The sequence below is a fragment of the Caulobacter sp. 73W genome (genome assembly GCF_041021955.1).
In the GTDB taxonomy this organism is placed as follows: Bacteria; Pseudomonadota; Alphaproteobacteria; order Caulobacterales; family Caulobacteraceae; genus Caulobacter.
On sequence record NZ_CP158375.1, the window covers coordinates 2,697,045 to 2,716,049 of the forward strand.

At 69.3% G+C, this 19,005-nt stretch carries 14 protein-coding genes; 9 read left to right on the top strand and 5 right to left on the bottom strand.

What is annotated here, in order from left to right:
• From ABOZ73_RS12645 to ABOZ73_RS12685, 9 genes are read left to right on the top strand one after another with little or no spacing between them, the layout of a single operon-like run.
• Entirely contained in the window at positions 1 to 2,286 is a 2,286-nt protein-coding gene (locus ABOZ73_RS12645) for a chemotaxis protein CheA (protein ID WP_369058494.1), read from the top strand.
• A gap of 5 nt (positions 2,287 to 2,291) precedes the next feature.
• Positions 2,292 to 2,756 carry a chemotaxis protein CheW gene (locus tag ABOZ73_RS12650; RefSeq protein ID WP_277785353.1) on the top strand — a complete coding sequence of 155 codons (465 nt, stop codon included), beginning with the start codon at positions 2,292 to 2,294 and terminating at the stop codon, positions 2,754 to 2,756.
• The gene (locus tag ABOZ73_RS12655; protein ID WP_369058495.1) at positions 2,753 to 3,622 is read left to right on the top strand and encodes a protein-glutamate O-methyltransferase CheR; all 870 of its coding nucleotides are present in this window, start codon (positions 2,753 to 2,755) and stop codon (positions 3,620 to 3,622) included. The genes ABOZ73_RS12650 and ABOZ73_RS12655 overlap by 4 nt, the downstream gene beginning before the upstream one ends.
• A complete protein-coding gene (locus ABOZ73_RS12660; RefSeq protein ID WP_369058496.1) occupies positions 3,622 to 4,659 on the top strand; it encodes a chemotaxis response regulator protein-glutamate methylesterase in 1,038 nt (345 codons plus the stop codon). Before ABOZ73_RS12655 ends, ABOZ73_RS12660 begins: the two co-directional genes overlap by 1 nt.
• A gap of 3 nt (positions 4,660 to 4,662) precedes the next feature.
• Complete coding sequence (locus ABOZ73_RS12665) at positions 4,663 to 5,052, top strand: response regulator (RefSeq protein WP_369058497.1); 390 nt, start codon at positions 4,663 to 4,665, stop codon at positions 5,050 to 5,052.
• Complete coding sequence (locus tag ABOZ73_RS12670) at positions 5,049 to 5,612, top strand: chemotaxis protein CheD (RefSeq protein ID WP_369058498.1); 564 nt, start codon at positions 5,049 to 5,051, stop codon at positions 5,610 to 5,612. The genes ABOZ73_RS12665 and ABOZ73_RS12670 overlap by 4 nt, the downstream gene beginning before the upstream one ends.
• Before the next feature lie 9 nt (positions 5,613 to 5,621).
• Positions 5,622 to 6,011 carry a chemotaxis protein CheU gene (locus tag ABOZ73_RS12675; RefSeq protein WP_369058499.1) on the top strand — a complete coding sequence of 130 codons (390 nt, stop codon included), beginning with the start codon at positions 5,622 to 5,624 and terminating at the stop codon, positions 6,009 to 6,011.
• A gap of 4 nt (positions 6,012 to 6,015) precedes the next feature.
• Positions 6,016 to 6,624: a response regulator gene (locus ABOZ73_RS12680; RefSeq protein WP_369058500.1), complete on the top strand. Its 609-nt coding sequence runs from the start codon at positions 6,016 to 6,018 to the stop codon at positions 6,622 to 6,624.
• Positions 6,621 to 7,091, top strand: coding sequence for a chemotaxis protein CheE (locus ABOZ73_RS12685; RefSeq protein WP_369058501.1), 471 nt, complete (start codon positions 6,621 to 6,623; stop codon positions 7,089 to 7,091). The genes ABOZ73_RS12680 and ABOZ73_RS12685 overlap by 4 nt, the downstream gene beginning before the upstream one ends.
• Positions 7,092 to 7,134: 43 nt before the next feature.
• Here ABOZ73_RS12685 and ABOZ73_RS12690 read toward each other — a convergent pair whose 3' ends face one another.
• The 5 genes from ABOZ73_RS12690 to bcsA form a co-directional block, all read right to left on the bottom strand.
• Positions 7,135 to 7,713, bottom strand: a complete 579-nt coding sequence (locus tag ABOZ73_RS12690) for a hypothetical protein (protein ID WP_369058502.1) — start codon at positions 7,711 to 7,713, stop codon at positions 7,135 to 7,137.
• A 65-nt stretch (positions 7,714 to 7,778) separates the two neighbouring features.
• Complete coding sequence (locus ABOZ73_RS12695) at positions 7,779 to 8,828, bottom strand: glycosyl hydrolase family 8 (RefSeq protein ID WP_369058503.1); 1,050 nt, start codon at positions 8,826 to 8,828, stop codon at positions 7,779 to 7,781.
• Between the two features lie 33 nt (positions 8,829 to 8,861).
• Complete coding sequence (gene bcsD, locus ABOZ73_RS12700; protein WP_369058504.1) at positions 8,862 to 9,356, bottom strand: cellulose biosynthesis protein BcsD; 495 nt, start codon at positions 9,354 to 9,356, stop codon at positions 8,862 to 8,864.
• Positions 9,353 to 14,470: a cellulose synthase subunit BcsC-related outer membrane protein gene (locus tag ABOZ73_RS12705; protein ID WP_369058505.1), complete on the bottom strand. Its 5,118-nt coding sequence runs from the start codon at positions 14,468 to 14,470 to the stop codon at positions 9,353 to 9,355. The genes bcsD and ABOZ73_RS12705 overlap by 4 nt, the downstream gene beginning before the upstream one ends.
• Positions 14,467 to 18,837, bottom strand: coding sequence for a UDP-forming cellulose synthase catalytic subunit (bcsA, locus tag ABOZ73_RS12710; RefSeq protein ID WP_369058506.1), 4,371 nt, complete (start codon positions 18,835 to 18,837; stop codon positions 14,467 to 14,469). The genes ABOZ73_RS12705 and bcsA overlap by 4 nt, the downstream gene beginning before the upstream one ends.
• Between the last annotated feature and the right edge of the window lie 168 nt (positions 18,838 to 19,005).

The following is a 19,005-nucleotide window of genomic DNA, read 5'->3' on the forward strand; positions in this document are numbered from 1 at the left end:
ATGGACGAACTAGAGGCCATCAAGGTCACCTTCTTCCAGGAGTGCGAGGAGCTGCTCGCCGATCTGGAAGGCGGACTCCTGGCCATGCAGGACGGCACGAGCGACGGTGAGACCGTCAACGCCGTGTTCCGGGCCGTGCATTCGATCAAGGGCGGCGCTGGGGCGTTCGGCCTGGATCCGCTCGTTCGTTTCGCGCACGTCTTCGAGACCCTGCTGGACAGCGTCCGCAGCGGCGACGTCGAGGCCTCCCACGACCTGGTGGCGCTGCTGCTGCGCGCCTCGGACGTCCTGGCCGACCACGTCAGCGCCGCGCGCGGCATGGGCGACGTGGACGAGGCTCTTTCGCACGCCATGGCCGCCGAGCTCGAAGCCTGGGACGGCCAGGGCCGCGCGGCCGCACCCGCGACTCCGGCCGCCGGCGGCGATGATGATTTCGATCTCGGCTCCGGCGTCGCCGCCGAGCTGGACGACATGGATTTCGGCTTCACGCCGATGACCATCTCGGTCGAGGAGCAGGCTGGCGCGGGCGAAGAAGCCGCCGCCGGCTGGCTGGTGGTCATCCAGCCCAAGTCCGACCTCTACCGCAAGGCCAACGAGAGCCTGCTGCTGCTCCGCGAACTGGAGCGCCTGGGTCCGATCGAGACGATCCTGGACGACGCCGCCCTGCCGGACCTGGCCGACATGGATCCGGAAGCCTCTTACCTGACCTTCAAGGTCAAGGTGACGACCGACAAGAGCGAAGCCGACGTCCGCGAAGTGTTCGAATTCGTCGACGGCGACTGCGATCTGACCATCACGCCGCTGTCGGCTGGCGATGCGCCGGCCGCCTTCGAAGCCGCCGCGCCCGAGCCGGTCGCGACCGCCGAGCCGGAGGTCGATGTCGCCGCCCTGATCAGCGCCGCCACGGCCGCGCCGGCTCCCGAGCCGGTCGCCGCCCCGGCCCCGGTCGCCGCGGCACCCGCCGCTTCCGCCCCGGCTCCGGTCGCCATGACCCCGGCCGCCGCCGCGGCCGTCGCCGCCAAACCCGCCGCCGCCGCGCCCGCCAAGGCGCCGCTGGAAGCCCCTGGCCCCGGGCAGTCGGTCATCCGCGTCGACCCCGAGCGTATCGACCGCCTGATCGACCTGGTGTCGGAGCTGGTCATCAACCAGGCCATGATCGCCCAGCGCGTCGCCGAGCATGGCATCGCGCAGTCCTCCAACCTCGCCATCGGCCTCGACGAACTCGAGCAGCTGACCCGCGAGATCCAGGACAGCGTCATGGCCATCCGCGCCCAGCCGGTGAAGTCAGTGTTCCAGCGCATGCCGCGCCTGGTCCGCGAAGTCGCCTCGATGGTCGGCAAGCAGGTTCGCCTCGTCATGGAGGGCGAGGGCACCGAAGTCGACAAGACCGTGATCGAGCGTCTGTCCGACCCGATCACGCACATGCTGCGCAACGCCATCGACCACGGGCTCGAGAACCCGGACGAGCGTCGCGAAGTCGGCAAGCCGGTCGAAGGCGTCATCAAGCTGCAGGCCCTGCATCGCGGCGGCCGCATCGTGATCGAAGTCACTGACGACGGCCGCGGCATCAACCGTCCGCGCGTGCAGAAGATCGCGGTCGACAAGGGCCTGATCGCGCCTGACCTGACCCTGACCGACGAAGAGATCGACAACCTGATCTTCCTTCCCGGCTTCTCCACCGCCGACAAGGTGTCGGACGTGTCGGGCCGCGGGGTCGGCATGGACGTGGTGCGCCGGTCGGTGCAGGCCCTGGGCGGCCGCATCTCGATCAGCTCGCGTCCGGGCCATGGCTCGACCTTCACCCTCAGCCTGCCGCTGACCCTGGCCGTCCTTGACGGCATGGTGGTCGAGGTCGCCGGCCAGACCCTGGTCGTGCCGCTGGCCGCCATTGTCGAGAGCCTGCGTCCCAAGCCGGAGGAAGTCCGCGCCCTCGGGCCGACGGGCGCCGTCCTGGCCGTGCGCGACAGCTTCGTGCCGCTGGTCGATATCGGCAGCACCATGGGCTACCGCGCCAACGCCCCGGACCCGACCGACGGCGTCGTCCTGCTGGTCGAAGGCGAGGACGGCGGCAAGGCCGCGCTCGTGGCCGACAACATCCAGGGCCAGCGCCAGGTCGTCATCAAGTCGCTGGAAGCCAACTACCAGCAGGTGGAAGGCGTCGCCGCCGCCACCATCCTGGGCGACGGCCGCGTGGCCCTCATCCTCGACGTCGATGCGGTGATCAACCTGCGTCGCCGCGAGGCGCCCGCCCCCAAGCCTACTGAACCCATGATCGCAGCGGAATAGACATCATGATCGACCAAACCACCGCCGTCGGCGAGCGTCGCGAACTGATCTCCTTCCGGGTCGGCCAGCAGGAGTACTGCGTGGACATCATGGCCGTCCGCGAGATCCGGGGCTGGAGCCCCGCCACCTCGCTGCCCCAGTCGCCCAATTACATGCGCGGCGTCATCAACCTGCGTGGCGCCGTCCTGCCCATCATGGACCTGTCCTCGCGCCTGGGCCTGGGCTCGGCCGAGCCGACCGTCCGCCACGTGATCATCGTGGTGAAGGTGCAGGAGCGGATGATGGGCCTGCTGGTCGACGCCGTTTCCGACATCCTGTCGATCACCGACGATCTGGTTCAGCCGACGCCGGACGTGGCCTGCGACCGCGTCCGCAGCTTCGTGCGCGGCATCATCTCGCTGGAAGGGCGGATGATCAGCGAGATCTCGCTCGACCGTCTGCTGCCCGAACGGGAGGCGCTCGCCGCATGACGATGGCCCCGGCTGTCCGATCAAAGGCCGCCCTCGTCGAGGGCGAGTTCCACTTCACGGCGGACGATTTCCGACAGATCGCCCAGATCATGTACGACCAGGCTGGCATCAGCCTGGCCGACAGCAAGGCCACGCTCGTGTATTCGCGCCTGGCCAAGCGTCTGCGCATCCTCGGCATGGACAGCTTCAAGGCCTACTGCGCCCTGGTCCTGCAGGACCGGGAAGAGGCGCAGAACATGCTTCGCGCCCTGACCACCAACGTCACCCGCTTCTTCCGCGAGCCGCACCACTTCGACGACCTGCGCGACCATGTGCTGGTGCCGATGGCGGACGAAGTGCGTCGCGGCGGCCGCCTGCGCCTGTGGTCCGCCGCCTGCTCCAGCGGGCAGGAGCCGTACTCCATGGCCCTGACCGTGCTGTCGGTGTTCCCGAACGCGGCCGATCTCGACATCAAGATCCTGGCCACCGACATCAACTCCAACGTCGTGGCGACCGGCAAGGCCGCCGTTTACGACGAGTCCCAGATCGAGCCGGTCCCAGGTCCCGTCCGCAATCAATTCTTCGAGCGCGACCCCAGCGCCAAGGGCATGTGGCGCGTCGGCGCTGCGGCCCGCGGCATGGTCAGCTTCAAGGAACTCAACCTGATCGGCGACTGGCCGATGAAAGGACCGTTTCACGCCGTGTTTTGCCGCAACGTCGTCATCTATTTCGACGAACCGACCCAGGAGCGGATCTGGACGCGCTTCGCGCCCCTCATCGCCGATGGCGGCCGCCTGTACATCGGCCACTCCGAACGTGTTCCCGCCACCAACACCTCCTTCGAGAGCAACGGTCTGACCTCGTACCGCAAGGTGGGAGGCCGCTAATGACCATCAAGGTTCTCGTCGTCGACGACTCCCCGACCATGCGGGGCCTGATCACGGCCGCCCTGCGCCGCGATCCCGAGATCGAAGTCGTGGGTTCGGCCGGCGACCCGTTCGAAGCCCGCGGCGCCATCAAGGCGCTCAATCCCGACGTCGTCACCCTCGACATCGAGATGCCCAACATGAACGGCCTCGAATTCCTCGAGAAGATCATGCGCCTGCGGCCGATGCCGGTGGTCATGGTGTCCAGCCTGACCCAGGCCGGCGCCGACGTGACCCTGCGCGCGCTGGAGATCGGCGCCGTCGACTGCGTGGGCAAGCCCACCGGCAACGTCACCGCCGGCGAAGGCCTGGCCGAGATCGCCTCGAAGGTGAAGAACGCCGCCCGGGCCACCGTGCGCGCCACCATGAGCGCCGCCGCCAAGGCCCCGGCCAAGCCGGTTCGCGCCAAGGAATTCACGCCCTCGGGCGACCTGGTGGCCATCGGTTCATCCACGGGCGGGGTCGAAGCCCTGCTGACCGTGCTGAACAACTATCCGGCCAACTGCCCGCCGACCGTGATCACCCAGCACATGCCCGCGGCCTTCACGGCCAGCTTCGCGGCGCGCCTGGGCCGGGCCTGCAACGCCAAGGTCTATGAGGCCCGCGACGGTGACGTGCTGGAGCCGGGCAAGGTCTATGTGGCTCCGGGCGGGGCGACCCACCTGGAGATCAGCCGGTCCGCCGGCCTACGCTGCCGCCTGACGGACGGCGACCCGGTCAGCGGGCACCGTCCCTCGGTGGACGTGATGTTCAAGTCCGTCGCCTCCGTCATGGGCGACAAGGCTGTGGGCGTCATCCTGACCGGCATGGGCCGCGACGGCGCGCAGGGGCTTCTTGCCATGCGCCAGGCCGGAGCCCGCACGATCGGTCAGGACGAGTCCACCTGCGTCGTCTACGGAATGCCGCGCGCCGCCTATGAAATGGGGGCTGTCGAAAAGCAGCTGTCCCTCTCGGCGATCGGCTCCACCATCCTCGATCTCTCTTCTGCGAAACGTTGAAACATGCCCGCCGCATCCTCCATCTCCGTTCTGGTCGTCGATGATCAGCTCACCATGCGGGCCCTGGTCCGCAACGGTCTGCAGCAGATCGGTTTTCGCGATGTCCGCGAGGCCGCCGACGGCGAAGAAGCCCTGAAGAACGTCGTCGCCAAGCCGGTCAACCTGATCATCTCGGACTTCAACATGCCGAAGATGGACGGGCTGGCGCTGCTGCGCGCCGTGCGTGCCCACCCGCCGATCAGCAAGACCGCCTTCGTCATGCTCACCGGCCGGGCCGACCGCGAACTGGTCCAGCGCGCCGTGCAGTTCGGGGTCAACAACTACCTCGTCAAACCCTTCACCGTGCAGGTCCTGCGCGAGAAGATCGAACAGGTCTTCGGACAGCTCACATGACCCCTGGCCGGCCCGAGCCGACAACTCCGGAATACACGCGCAAGGTCCATGTGACCCAGGGCGAGCAACACGTCACCAACGACCCGGGTGTCGTGATGACGACCGTGCTCGGCTCGTGCATCGCCGCGTGCATCCGCGACCCGCAGGCCGGGATCGGCGGCATGAATCACTTCCTGCTGCCCGACGACGGCGGCGGTCGCGGGGGCGACTCCGTGCGGTTCGGCGCGTACGCCATGGAATTGCTGATCAACGACCTCCTCAAGCAGGGCGCGCGTCGCGACCGCCTGGAGGCCAAGATCTTCGGCGGCGGCAAGCTGTTCGACGGCCTGTCCGACGTGGGCGCCAGCAACGCTGACTTCGCAGAGCGTTTCCTGCGCGACGAAGGCATTCCGATCGTCTCGTCCAGCACCGGCGGCCCCTCGGCCCGCCGCGTGGAGTTCTGGCCCGTCAGCGGCCGGGTGCGTCAGCGCCTGGTGGCGGTGGACCAGACCCCGCAGGAGGTCCGTCGTCCCGCCGCTCCGCCGCCGGCTTCGACGTCCGGCGATCTGGAACTGTTCTGAGGCGCGGCCATGTCGAGCTCGACCCGTCCTCTGCCCCTGCTCACGCCCGAAGAAGCCGGCAACCTGCCGCTGGGCGAGCTGTCGCGCCGCCTGGCCGCCGAGCTTTCGGCGGCTGCCGCGATCTGCCGCGAGTGCGAGGTTCTGGCCGGCGACCTGGCCAAGGACGGGATGACCGCCGCCAGCATGACCCGCCTGCAGGCGCTGGATGAACTGACCCAGCGGCTGGCCGGCCTGTCCTGCGTGCTGGAACGGATCAGCGAGCACGCCAACGGCGAGTGGAGCCTGCAACTGGAGCCTCTGCTGAAGGGACTTGGCCTGTCGGACCTGGTGGGGCGTCTGAGCACGGCCGACGGCGAACCGGAGTGGGACCGCCAGGCCGGCGAACCGGACATCTGGTAGGCGGATGTCCCTCGCCTCCGCCCTTCAATCCGCCACGCGAATCCAGCTCGACCAGGCCTCGGTCCTGGTCCTCGACGACAATGGCCAGTCGCTCGATATCCTCTGCCAGGTCGTCTATGGCTTTGGCGTGCGCAACGTGCACCGGGCCGAGACCGTCGAGCAGGCCAAGGAGCACGTCGCCAGCCAGACCCTGGACCTGATCCTGTCGGACGTTCAGATGCCCGAGCCGGACGGCTACGACTTCGTCCACTGGCTGCGGCGCGAGGCCAAGGAGCCGAACCGGTTCGCGCCGGCCATCCTGATCACCGGTCACACCCGCCAGTCGCAGGTTCTGAAGGCCCGCGACAGCGGCGCCACGTTCACCGTCGCGAAACCGCTGACCCCCAAGGTGCTTCTTGAGCGGATCATCTGGATCGCGCGCGAGGACCGCATGTTCATCGAGTGCGACTCCTATATGGGCCCCGATCGGCGCTTCAAGTTCGAAGGCCCGCCGGCCGGGACCGAAGGCCGCCGCCACGACGACCTGCCGCCCGAGGTCAGCAGCGTCATGGGCGAGAACCTGTCGCAGGACGAAATCAACGGCTTCATGAAGCCCGCAAAGGTCTCGATATGAGTGTCGCGCGTACCTTCCACGTGCCCAACCGGCTTGGCGCGGTCATGCGTCGTTCCGGAGGGATCCGCGCGAGCGAGGCGATCGAGCGCGCCGAGGCGGGCGTCGAGCAGTTCCGCGACGAGTGCCTGAAGACCATCGGACAGGTGATGACCGAGCTGGACGAACGTTTCGGCCCGACTGCCGAGCGCGAGGGCGCTGATTTCGAGGCGCTCTACACCCTCGTTCTGAAGATGATCGACGTCAGCGGCTTTGTGTCCCACACCGGCCTCGACCGCGCGGCCGTGTCCATGTGCACCCTCGTCGACACCATGTCCGAGCGTGGCCGCTGGCGCTGGCCGGCGGTGGACGTGCATCTGGACGCCATGCGCCTGCTGTGGACCCAGGGCGACACCCTGGCCGAGGGCGAGCGCGAGGCCGTGATCGACGGCCTCTACAAGGTCAGCAAGCACAAGCCCGCATCGGAATAGGGGAAAGGGCCGCGCCGCCGTTGGTCGGCGGGGGCCGCCCGGATCAGCCCTTGTCGGCCAGTCGGCCGAACAGGGTCTTCAGTTGCGTCTCGCCATGGGGCGCTGGCGTCGGCGCCGGAGCCGGAGCTGCGGCCGGCGTCGGGGCGTAGCGGCGCAACAGGCCGCCGCCCATCGGGGCCGCCGGCTTGGCCGGGAACAGGGGCACGGGCGCAGCAGCCGCGACGATGGCGGGCGCAGCCAAGACTTCCGCCTGAGCGGTGATCACCGGCGCGCTCTCCGTGACTGGAGCGGCTTCCACCTTCGCCTCGTTCAACGGTGCGAGCACGAGCTCTTCCTTGGCGTTCTCGGCGACCGGAATCGAGAAGCCCTGGAAGACGCGCTGACGGATGCTGGCGATCACCTTGCGGGCGCCATAGGCCCGCTCGGGCTCGGGTTCCGGCTCGACCTCGATCGGTTCGAACTCTTCTTCGATCTGGGTGGCGATCACGGGAAGGGGCGCCAGGACGTCCAGCTGGGATTCGTCCACGGCTTCGACGTCTCCGAGGTTGTCGAAGACCTGATAGGGCAGATCAACTTGGTTGATCTTCAGGAAGAGTCCGCGGACGTCGTTGACCATCGTCAAGGCCTTAGCTTAGCCGTGAGAAAGCTAATACCAGACCTTATGCCACAAGGGACTGCGGCGCAGTGTCATAGGCCGATGCGACGCCTTCCCATGTCCTTGCGCGACGCCGCCGCCAGCAACTGCAGGACCGACGAATAGTAGTTGGGGTCCTCGGCCTTCCACTTGCCGACCCCGTTGTCGGCCATGACCACGGCAGCCACCGCCGCGCCGCCGTTTGACAGGGTGTAAGGGGCGGTCTCGCCCGTCATCACGTCCACCCAGGCGGGGGGGCGTTTGTCGTCCTTGAAGCCCTTGCGCCAGAAGTCGCTGATCGTGCGGACCTGCCGGCGCTTCTTCTCGCCGCCCCACACCAGATAGAAGGGCGCGCGGATGGCGTCGAAGCTGAAGCGCGGCTGGCGGCCGGCGGCGGGCGCCAGTCGGCCGTCGACGCCGATGAACACCCAGTCCGACGGCAGGGCGCTTTCTCCGAACAGGGCGAGATCCGCCAACTCGAGCCCGCCGGCGATCACCGCGTGCCAGGGGCCCTGCGGATCGCGGTCGGCGAACAGCTTCAGGGCGGGCAGGACGAAGTAGGAGGGGTTGTAGATCACACCCTCGGCGCTGGCGAAGCCCTCCAGCCCCGGCAGCAGCACTGAGCGGCCCGCGATCTGCGCCACCAGTCCGCGTCCGATGGCCCCGCGGATGTCGGCGCTGGCCCGGGCGTAGTCCTCGTTGCGCCAGCGGTCGGCGGCGCGCAGCAGGGCCCAGGCTATGAAGATGTCGCCATCGGTGGCGTTGTTGGGATCGGTGACGGGCGGCTGGGCGGCGGGATCATAACGCCAGCTGAACAGCCGCACGTCCGATCGAGCCAGGTTGGTGTTGGTCCAGGCCCACACGCGGTCGAAGGTCTCGCGATCCTCGTGCGCCTCGGCCAGCAACATGGCCCAGCCCTGGCCTTCGGTATGGCTGATGCCCCCATTTCCGTTGTCCACCACGCGGCCGTCCGGCTGCAGGTAGCGGGTCTTGAAACCGTCCCAGGTCTCGCCTTCCTCGGCGCAGGCGCTCGCGGGCAGGATCATGGCGAGGCTCGCGGCCGCCACGAAGGCGCGTCGATCTGGGTGAACACGGGTCTTCATGAGGCCTTCGATGACATCTTGTGCTGGCCGGCGCTAGACGCCGTGGAACAGCTCCAGCGGCTCGGCGCTGTCGCTGACCCTCAGGGTCTTGTCGATGGGGCTGCCCTGGGCCTGGAGCCAGACCGTGTAGACGCCTTCCAGGACCGAGGCCCAGGCCGACTGCCAGATCTTGTCGTCCGCGCCGCTGGCCACGTCGGGATAGGCGCCGTGCAGGATGCGCACGCCGTCGGCGACGGCGTTCAGCCGCACCCAGCCCCAGTCCATCTCGGCCCATACCCGGTTCATGGCGGCTTCCAGCTCTTCCAGGGTCTCGACCTTGGTCAGGGGCGTGGCCTGGGCCATGCGGCGGCCCACCTGGCGCATGAAGTTGCGCACCTCTTCCGGATCGGCGCCGCTATGCAGTTCGCCCAGCAGGGCCGACAGGAAGCCGCGCCACTGCGGGCTGCGCTGGCGCTGGGTCCGGCGATAGTAGGTCAGGTCGGCGGACTGTACGTCCTTGTCGTTCATCCACGGAGTGGGGGTCTTCATCGTGGGCCTCCGATCGCCTGGCGGATGTAGAGCCCGACCTTGGTCTCACTGTACTCGCCGAAATTGTCGAAACTCAAAGCCCCGCCGAAGGTTGTCGTCGGGGTGAATTTATAGTCGATGGCCGCGCGGCCGTTGATGCCGAAGCCGCTGCGGCTGCTGCCCGAGAAGCCGCGCCGAACGTCCTGGTCCTGGGCCGAGATGGCGTTCTGCGCCCCTTGCAGGGTCGGATCGGTGGGGAAGTAGTCGCGCGAGGACTGGCTATAGGTCTGATAGCCAGGCGTGGCGCGCAGCTCGCCGCCCCAGCGGTCGCCCTGCACCTTCCAGCTCATGGGGAAGGCGATGGCGGTGAACTGCTGCGGGCTGAAATAGCCGCCGTTGCCGTACGAGAAGACGTTCTGGTTGTTGTCGTAGCTCTGCAGGTTCAGGTTCGCGCCTAGCTGCACCACCTGGCGCGTGCTGACATACGGGCGGATATAGCCGCCGACGTTGAACTGCAGGCTCTCGTTCTCTTCGACCAGACGGCCGTCGTACTTGCTGGCCGAGGCGTCGGCGTAGAAGCCCATCTTGCCGCGCTCATAGGCGACGCCCACACCGGCGGTGTTGCGCATCACCTGGCCCCAGCGGCGGCCGGTCAGCGGATCACGCGAGCTGGCGTAGGAGGTGACGCTGTCGGTCACCGGCCGGCGCTCGATCCACACGCGCGGACGCAGGCCACCGATGTTGGGCTCCACGCTCAGGCCGCCGGTCATTTCCGGCGGCTTGGCGAAGCCGACCGGAGTGACCCCGATATCCACCTTCAGCCCGTCGACCTCGTAGGCGACCTCGGCGGCGACGCCGGCGGCCGTATGCGGGTTCGGGCGACGAAGAACCGGCGGGGTGACGCCGGAGATCGTGTCGCGCGCCACCGACAGCGGATTGCTGCCGAACCGCTGCAAGCTCTCGTCGGTCGGCGTGCCGGCGTCCAGCGACACCGGGTTCAAGGTGGCGCTCAGGCGGCCGCGGCCGAAGGGCGAGATCGATCCTCCGACCTTGGCCGACAGCTCGTTCAGTTGGCTGAGGCCCGCCTCGCCGCTGCGGGCGCGGAAGTCGACGCTGGCGTCAACGCGCGGGGCGATGGTCTCGGACAGGTCGGCGATCTGGCGGTCGATGGACTGCAGCACGCCGTCCCGCGCCGGGGCGCGCGGCAGCAGCGGATTCACCGGCGTCGGCAGGGCGCCGTAGCCGCCGACCGGCGGGGTGTTCTGATAGACCTGCGGCTGCACCGGATAGGAGGGCAGGTTCGTCGACGGATAGACGTAAGGCGGCGTGTAGACCGGGGCCGTGAAGTTCGGCGCTGGCGGGGCCGGAGCCAGCATCGACGGCACGGTGGGATAGTACGGCGCCGACAGGGCCGGGGCCTGGTACGTCGGATAGGTCGGTGCGGTGTAGGTCTGCTGCGGCGCGACCGGGGCCGGATAGGTCCGCGCCGGCGCCGCCCTGCGGACGGGCGCGGTTGTGCGGGCCTTGGGCTTGGCGGCGGTGGTCGTGCGCGGCCTGGCCGGCGTGGTCGTCCGCGCGGGCGCCGGCTGCTGCGGCGCCTGATAGGTCGGGGCCTGGTAAGTCTGATAGGCAGGCGGCGCATAGACCGTCGGCGCCTGATAGGCGGGCGCGGCCTGATAGGTCTGCGGCGGATAGATCGGCGCGGGATAGGTGGGGGCCGGCTGGATCAGCGGCGCCTGGGTCGGATAGCTCGGGCCATAGGTCGGCGTGGCCGGCGTCGCATAGGTCGGCGCGGCGTAGGTCGGAGCCGTATAGGCCGGGGCCTGTTGGTAGACCTGCCCCTGATAGGCGGGCGCCTGCTGATAAGTCGGCGCCTGATAGCCCGGGGCCGCGTAGTACGGCGCGGTCTGCATCGGCGCGTCGGCGCGCGGGGCGGCCTGCTGCGTGGTCGGATAAAGCGGCGTATTGCGCGCCGGCTGCTGCTGCTGGATCGGCGGCAGATAGGTCTGCGCCTGATAGCCGGGCTGCGGCGCGGGCGAGGGGTAGCTGGGGTTGGCGTAGGTCGGGGCGGCCGCCGGGGCCTGATAGCCGGTCGACGGATAGCTCTGGGCCTGCGGATAGATCGGGCTCTGGCCGGACGGGTTCAGGGCCGCGGGGGTCTGGGCCTGGGCCAGCAGGAACGGCTCGGCGAAGGCCGGCGTCTCCATGAAGTTGGCGTTGACCGCGTATTCCTGCGACGCCGGCGCCGACGGCTCGGGGCTCCAGGCGACCTGGGTCACAACGGGCGTGTCGTTGAACGCGGTCTGCACGGCCGGCTGCGCGAAGCTGGCGGGCAGCATGTAGCCCGGGATGTAGGGCTGCACGGCCTGGGTCGGCGGCTGCATCAACGGCACAGGCTGGGTCGGGACCGGCTGATACGGCGTGAACACGGCGGGCGAGCCGCTGCGGAACGGGTTCGAGCCCAGGGCGCCGCTCGGCGTTTGGTACGGCGAGGCCGGCACCGGCGCGACGCCGGTATAGAGCGACGGGCCGATCGGCACGCCCTGGCGCTCGCGCAGCACGCGGGCCGTCTCCAGCGCCTTGATGGCGGCGCTCTTGTCGCCGCTCGACTGCTCGATGCGGGCGGCGATCAGATACAGGTTCGGATCACCCGGCGTGCGCTGCATGGCGACGCGCAGCATTTCCTTGGCGCGCGAGGTGTCGCCCCGCGCCACCGCCGCCTCGAGCACCCCGTTGAAGGCCTCGGGGTCGTTCGGGTTCATGCGCAGCAGGGTGTCGTAGACCTGTCCCGCCTGGGCGGTCATGCCGCCGGACTGGTAAAGCCGCGCCAGGCCCGACAGCAGGCGCGTGTCGTTCGGAGCCGAGGCGAAGGCGTTGGACAGCACGTCGAACGCCTGGGCGTAGTCGCCGGCCAGGCGCAGGCGGTCCGATCGCTCATAGCCCAGGGTCGCCACCAAACCGGACATGCCTTGACGGCCAGAGGGCGTGTTTGCCGCCGGCGTCGCGCCGATCTGGCGGATCAGGGCGGCGGCCTCGGCGTCGCGGCCAGACCGCGCCAGCACCGAGACGAAGCCGCCATAGGCCGCCGGGTCCGCGCCGACGGCGCCGGAGGTCAGGATGCGCTGAGCCAGGTTGATCGCCTGGGGCTTGTCGCCCAGGTCGTACAGGGCGTCGGCGATGGAGCCCTGGACGCCGACCGGCATGTTCGGCCTCGCCAGCAGCTCGCGCAGCAGGGTCAGCGCCTCGGCGTTGCGGCCGCTGGTCCGCAGGTCCTTGGCCTGCTGGATGGCGGTGTCGAGATAGAGCTGGCCCGCCAGCTCGTTCAGGGCCGGGGTGCGCGCCTGCGGATGGATGCGCGACAGCAGGGCGTAGGCCTCGGCCGAACGGCCCTGCTGCTGGGCGAACAGAGCGGCGGCGTTCAGCCCCTCGACCGTCGTGCTCTGGGCCAGCATGGCCATCAGGCCCTCGGCCGCCGGCCCCTGACCCTGGCTGACCAGGAAGCGGGCGAAGTCGTAGCGGATCCACGGATCGGTCGGGTCCGCCGCCAGCGCCGCCTCGAAGCTGGCGTAGGCCGAGGAATAGTCGCCGCCGGCCAGGAACTGCTGGGCCTTGGCGTGCTCGATCCGGGCGCGGGTGTCGTTCAGCGGGCCGGGCGTGCGGTCCACCGTGGCGCGGGCCAACTGCTCGGCCTCGGCGAAGCGGTTCAGGCGCAGCAGCGCCTCGATCAGGCCGGCCTGGGCGTCGGTGCTGTTGCGGTTGGCGGCCAGCACCTGGCGATAGGCCTGCTCGGCCTCGGCGTTGCGGCCGGAGCGCAGGAAGATGTCGGCCAGCAGTTGCTGGGCCAGGGCACGGTCCTTGAACGAACCGGAGGCGAGCGGACGCGCCAGGCGCTCGGCCTGGGCCACATCGCCGCGCGCCGCGGCCGCCTGCGCGGCGCGCAGGTCGCCGAAGAAGGTCGCCGTCCCCAGCGCTTCGGTCCAGCGGCCGCGGTTGGCCGGCGCGGCGCGGATGGCGCGCTGCAGGAAGGTCTTGGCCTCGGTGAAGTTCTCCCGGCGCAGGCGCACCAGGCCGACGCCGCCTAGGGCGTCGGAGTTGCCGGCGCGGATGCGCAGGGCCGACTGGAAGTTCGCCTCTGCGGTCTGCAGATCGCCACGCTCAAGCGCCGCGAAGCCCTGGGTGCGGTAGGGCGCGCCACGGTCGACCGGGGCGGCGGGCGTCGCCGCGCGCTGCTGTGCGGCGTTGCGCGCGGCCGTCTCGCGAGCGGCGGTCTCGCGGGCGGTGTTGTTGTTGATCTGCGCGACCTTGGCGCTGACTTCCGCGTCGGCGCCCGTGCGCAGGAAGTCTTCGTAGAGCGGCAGGTCGGCGGGCCGGCTGCCCATCCACAGCAGGGCCTGGCGCCACGAGGCGCGGGCCTGGCCGGCCACGGCCCCGCCGTCGCGCGACAGGCGCGACAGCTGCGAGATCCCCTCGCGGCGGGTGGATTCCTGATAGGTCAGGGCCTGGCCCAAGGCCAGGGCCACGGCCTTGTCGTTGGGCCGCTCGCGCAGCAGGGCTTCCAGCCCGCGCCGACCCTCGGCCGCGCTCTCCGAAACCCCCGACAGAGTTCGATAGTACTCGAGGCGATAGGCGGCCTGCGGTTTGCCGTCCGGGAACGCCTTGCGATAGGCGCGCACCGCTCCGGTGGTGTCGCCGGCCCGCGCCAGGCGGCGGGCTTCGGCCACTTCCGGGGTCGCTCCGCCGCGCGCCGCGTTGGCGGTGGCCACCGTGCCGCTGCCGGCCCGGACCTGCGACAGGGAGGCCAGGCGCGAATCGTTCGGCGCGACGCTGCGCAGGCGGTCGGTCCAGCGCTTGGCCGCGTCCTGATTGCCGTCTTCAGCGGCGTAGCGCGCCAGGGCGGCCAGGGTGTCGGCGCTGCGCGGATTGGCGGTCAGGGCGCGGTTCAGCGCTTGCTCGGCAAGGTCCTTGCGGCCCCGTTCACGCCAGAACGTCGCCTGTTTCAGCAGGGCGTCGACGGCCTGGGTCGTGCTCTGCGCCTCGACGGCGCTGGGCATGATCAGGGCGGCCGCCGTCGCGGCGGCCACGGCGCCGGCGGTCAGGGTCGCCGCGGGACCTAGCTTGGACGAGCGCCGGGTCATGGCGCCTCCGTCCGGGCGGCTCGCCGCTGTTCCATCAGCTTGTAGGCCAGGAAGATCGGGGCCGACATGATGATCGCCGCGCCCACCAGCGCCAGCGCCAGCATCCACGGGTTACGGGTCAGCCACCACAGCAGGCGCAGCAGATAGGGCAGGTCCCCGGTCCAGAAGATCGGACCGATGCGGAAGGACGACAGTCCCTGCTCGGTGTCGGCGGTCAGGTCGCCCTGAACCTTGAAGTTCTCGGTCGGATCCGAAAGCTTGGCGACCAGGCTGGGCAGGCTTTCGCGCTGGTCCGACAGCAGGGCGACCACGACCTTGTCCTTGCCGTAGGGCGAGGCGAAGCTGACCACGCCGGTGAAGCCGCTCTGGCTGACCAGCACTTCGTCGGCCTTCTTGCGCTCGCCGCCTTCGAGGTTGGCGTTGAACACGGAGAAGGCGCGGGCGATCACCGAGCTCACCCGCAGGCGCAGGCGCGAGCCCTCGGTCACGAACGGGGCGTTCTCGAACAGCTCCGGATTGGAGGCGGCGATCGACACCGGGCCGACGATCAGGACGTCCTTGCCCTGCAGCACGCCGCGGTCGGCGTTGCGGCTGATGTTCAGCTTGGTGGTCGGCGCGCCGGTCATGTCGGCGAAGCGGCCGATCAGCGACATCACCGCTTCCAGTTCTTGGGCGGTCGGCTGGGCGCTGAGCAGCAGCACGGTTTCCGACAGGTCGGCCATGCGCGTGAACGGGAAGCCCGAATTCACGAAGTAGGCCAGGTTCGGCATGCTGGTGAAGTGGTGGCCGCCGGTCAGGTCGATGGTGCTGTCCGGATCGATGCCGCTGCGCACGTTGGTCGGCAGCTCGCCCTTGCACTCGCCCAGCTTGTTGGACTTCAGGTCGAAGAAGAAGCCCATCTGGCCAGGGCCCGACAGCAGGTAGGGCGGCAGGGCCAGGGACTGCTCCTTCTGGGTGAAGAAGCCCGGGATGCGATCCAGGAAGTGGGCGCCGGCGCCGCGGCCGTCGGTGTGCAGCGAGCGCAGGTACTGGCCGTTCAGCGACACGTCGAGGCGCGAGTTGCGAAGGTCGATCCACGAGCCTTCCGGGAAGCGGTAGCGCAGGCGCAGGGGCGCGCCGCCGGTCGGCCACAGGAACAGGTCGGGGGCGACGCGGAAGTCCACCTGCAGCGGGGCCGGGGTCAGACCCAGGGCCTGCAGCTTCTGCTGGTCGACCATCTCGCCGAACCGCACCGGACGGTCCATGCGCACCCAGCGCGGAGCGTCGTATGGCGCGCGGTCACGCAGGCGCGGCGCGCCGACCTGGGCGTAGGCGCCCTTCAGGCCGACCGAGCCGACGGCCAGGTTCTGGCCCGCCTGGCGCAGTTCGGCGTCATTGCGGCCCATGACCAGCAGCAGCGAGCTGGTGGGATCGTTCGGATTGGGGACCACGGCCAGGGTCGGGCCGTTGATGGCCGGCAGGAACAGGCCGGGGATCTGCTGGCCCGAGGTGGCGAAGATCACGCCCTCGCCGCTCGGCAAGCCGCCGATCTGCACGGGGAAGCGGAAGCCGCGATAGCCGGCCGCCAGGCCGAAGTAAGAGGCCGCGCCCGCCGCCGCCTGGATCGCGCCGTCGCCCGGATTGCCGGCGAACACGAAGGGCAGGGTCAGGCCGCCGACGCCCGCCTCGTAGAAGGGCGAGGGCAGGCGCGCCAGGTCCGGCTGGGCCGGCAGGCGTTGGAAGGTCACCGCCAGGGTGGTGCGCACATTGCTGATGTTGGCCCACAGCGACGAGTGCAGCGGATCCTCGCATCCGCGGGTGTAGTGGCCGGCGAAGCGCAGGTTCAGGCGGTTCTTCGGCAGGAACAGGGCCGGGTTCACCGGCATCTGGACGGTCAGGTTGTTGGCCGTCTCGCGCGGCAGGACGACCGAGCCGATGACCTCGTCATTGATGGCCACGGTCAGCTGCGACAGGTCGGGCAGCATCACCGGGGAATAGGCGAAGTTGATGGTCAGGGTGGCGGACACCGCCACCTCGTCCGTGCGCAGGTCGAACGGGATGCCGGCCTGGCCGTCGGTGCCGCGCAGGCGCAGCGGCTGGGCCACGCCCATGTCCTGCAGGGTGTAGACCACCTGGCGCAGGCCGCCGGTCGAGGTCGGGGCGGCGGGCGCTTCGGCGATGGCGGCGTCGGTGGCCAGAGCGGCGGAGGTCGGGGCGGCCGGCGTCTGGGCCTTGGCCGAGGGAGCAAAGGTGGTCGCCGCCAGAACCGCCGCGGCGGCGATGACGCCCGTGCGGATCGAGCGTTCGACCAGGACACGACCACGCACGCGGGCCTCCAGATCTTTCAGGCGCCACCAGAACAGCAGGCTGGCGCTGGCGCGGCACAGGTCCGCGAACGAGGCGAAGGGGTTGGCCGACGGGGTGGAGCCGTGCGGCTGCCAGGCGTCGGCGCGGCCCATCACGGCGGTGACCAGGGCGCGGCGCTTGCCCAGCGGCATGGCCTGGAACTGCACGCGGATGGCGTCCTCGCCGCTGATGATGGCGGCCGGGAAGGAGACCATGCGGGCGCCGCACAGCAGGTCCACGCCGGTCAGTTCGCGGCCGGCGATGTCGAGACCGGCTGGCCACTTCACCGACAGGCCGCCCATGGACACGTCGGTGGTCTCGCTTTCGACCGCCAAGCCGTCGGCGAAACGCAGAATGACCGGCAGAACCGCGTCCACCCGGACGAAATTGCGCACCTGACGCGTCTCCCGGCCCACCGCCAGGGCGGTCAGCAGGATCAGGACGCTGAACATCGACCAGGCGGTGTTCAGCAGCAGGGTGCCGAGCTGCACGTCGAAGCGCTCAGGCCAGAAAAGGCGTGCGAAACCGCTGGAAACACCAGCCACGAGCAGGAAAACGACCGCGATGTGGGGCCACATCAGGCGGTAGTCGAAGTAGCCGTGCTCGAGCAGGCCGCCCTTTTCAGTCACGTTGAACTTGCCCTTCTTCGGGTCGAAAATCGTCAGCACGGTCGGGGCAAGCAAATGGAAGGCCAACAGGGTTTCATAGACCTCGCCCCAGAACGCCCGGCGGTCTTCGCCCTGAATCCGGTTGTTGGTCATGATCGAGTGAATGAGGTGAGGCGCCGCATAGACGGCGATCATCGCGGCTGACGCGTAGATGATGTTCGCGCCGAACAGCAGGTAGGCCAGCGGCGAGGTCAAGAACACGATGCGCGGCAGCGGAAACTGGAAGTGCATCATCGCATTCAGGTAGCAGAGCCGCTGACCCCAGGTGAGGCCGGGCCCCAGCAGCGGGTTGTCGATGCGGAAGATCTGCGTCATGCCGCGCGCCCAGCGGGCCCGCTGGCCGACGTGCAGGGCCAGGCGCTCGGTGGCCAGGCCCGAGGCCAGGCGGATGTCCAGATAGGCCGTCGACCAGCCCATGCGCTGCAGCTTCAGGGCGGTGTGGGCGTCCTCGGTGACGGTCTCGCCGGCGAAGCCGTTGGTGATCATCAGCGCCTCGCGCCGGATCACCGCGCAGGACCCGCAGAAGAAGGCCGCGTTCCAGAAGTCGTTGCCCGGCTGAACCGAGCCGTAGAACAGCGCGCCCTCGTCCGGCACTTCCTTGACGGTCAGCAGGTTCCGCTGGACCGGGTCAGGCGAATAGAAGTGGTGCGGCGTCTGCAGCAGGCACAGCTTGGGGTCCTTCTGGAACCAGCCGACGGTCATCTGCAGGAAGGCGCGGGTCGGGATGTGGTCCGCGTCGAACACCAGGATCAGCTCACCATCGGTCTTGGTGAGCGCGTGGTTCATGTTGCCGGCCTTGGCGTGCTTGTTGTCGGGCCGGGTCATGTAGATGGCGCCCGCCGCCTCGGCGAAGGCGCGGAATTCAGGGCGCCGACCGTCGTCCAGCAGATAGACGCGGAACCGGTCGCGCGGATAGTCCATGTTCAGGGCGGCCAGGACGGTGTCCTGAACGATCTGCAGGCTCTCGTTGTAGGTCGGGACATAGACGTCCACGGTCGGCCAGGTGGACGGTTCGCCCTTCATCGGCTCCACCGGGCGGTGCAGCGGCCAGGTCGTCTGGATGTAGCCCAGCACCAGGATCAGCCACGCGTACAGCTCGGCCAGGAACAGGCCGGTGCCCAGCAGGGTCTCGGTGATGGTGGCGAAGTGCAGGGTCTCGGTGATCCGCCAGTAGATGTAGCGGGTCGAGGCGATCAGCGAGAGGATGCAGAGCGCGATCGTCACCTGACGCGACTTGTTGCGGCCCAGGATGGCGGCGGCGACCACGGTGGCGAGAGCGAACAGACCCTGCGCCCGCAGGTCCAGCGGCACGGTCACGGCAAGCAGGCAGGCCACGAGGGCCAGCGCGCCGAGGAACAGTTTCAACACCCGCATCACGTCCGGGGCCCAAATCCTTCAACGGGCGGTCGCCCCGAAGCGCGACCTTACGATTGGCCGGTAACTATAGGCGTTCGAGTTTGACTAACCATTACTCCTGAAGGGATCAGCCGCCTTAACGTGCGACGGATTGTCCCTTTTCGGGATTAGAGCCTTGTTCGCGTC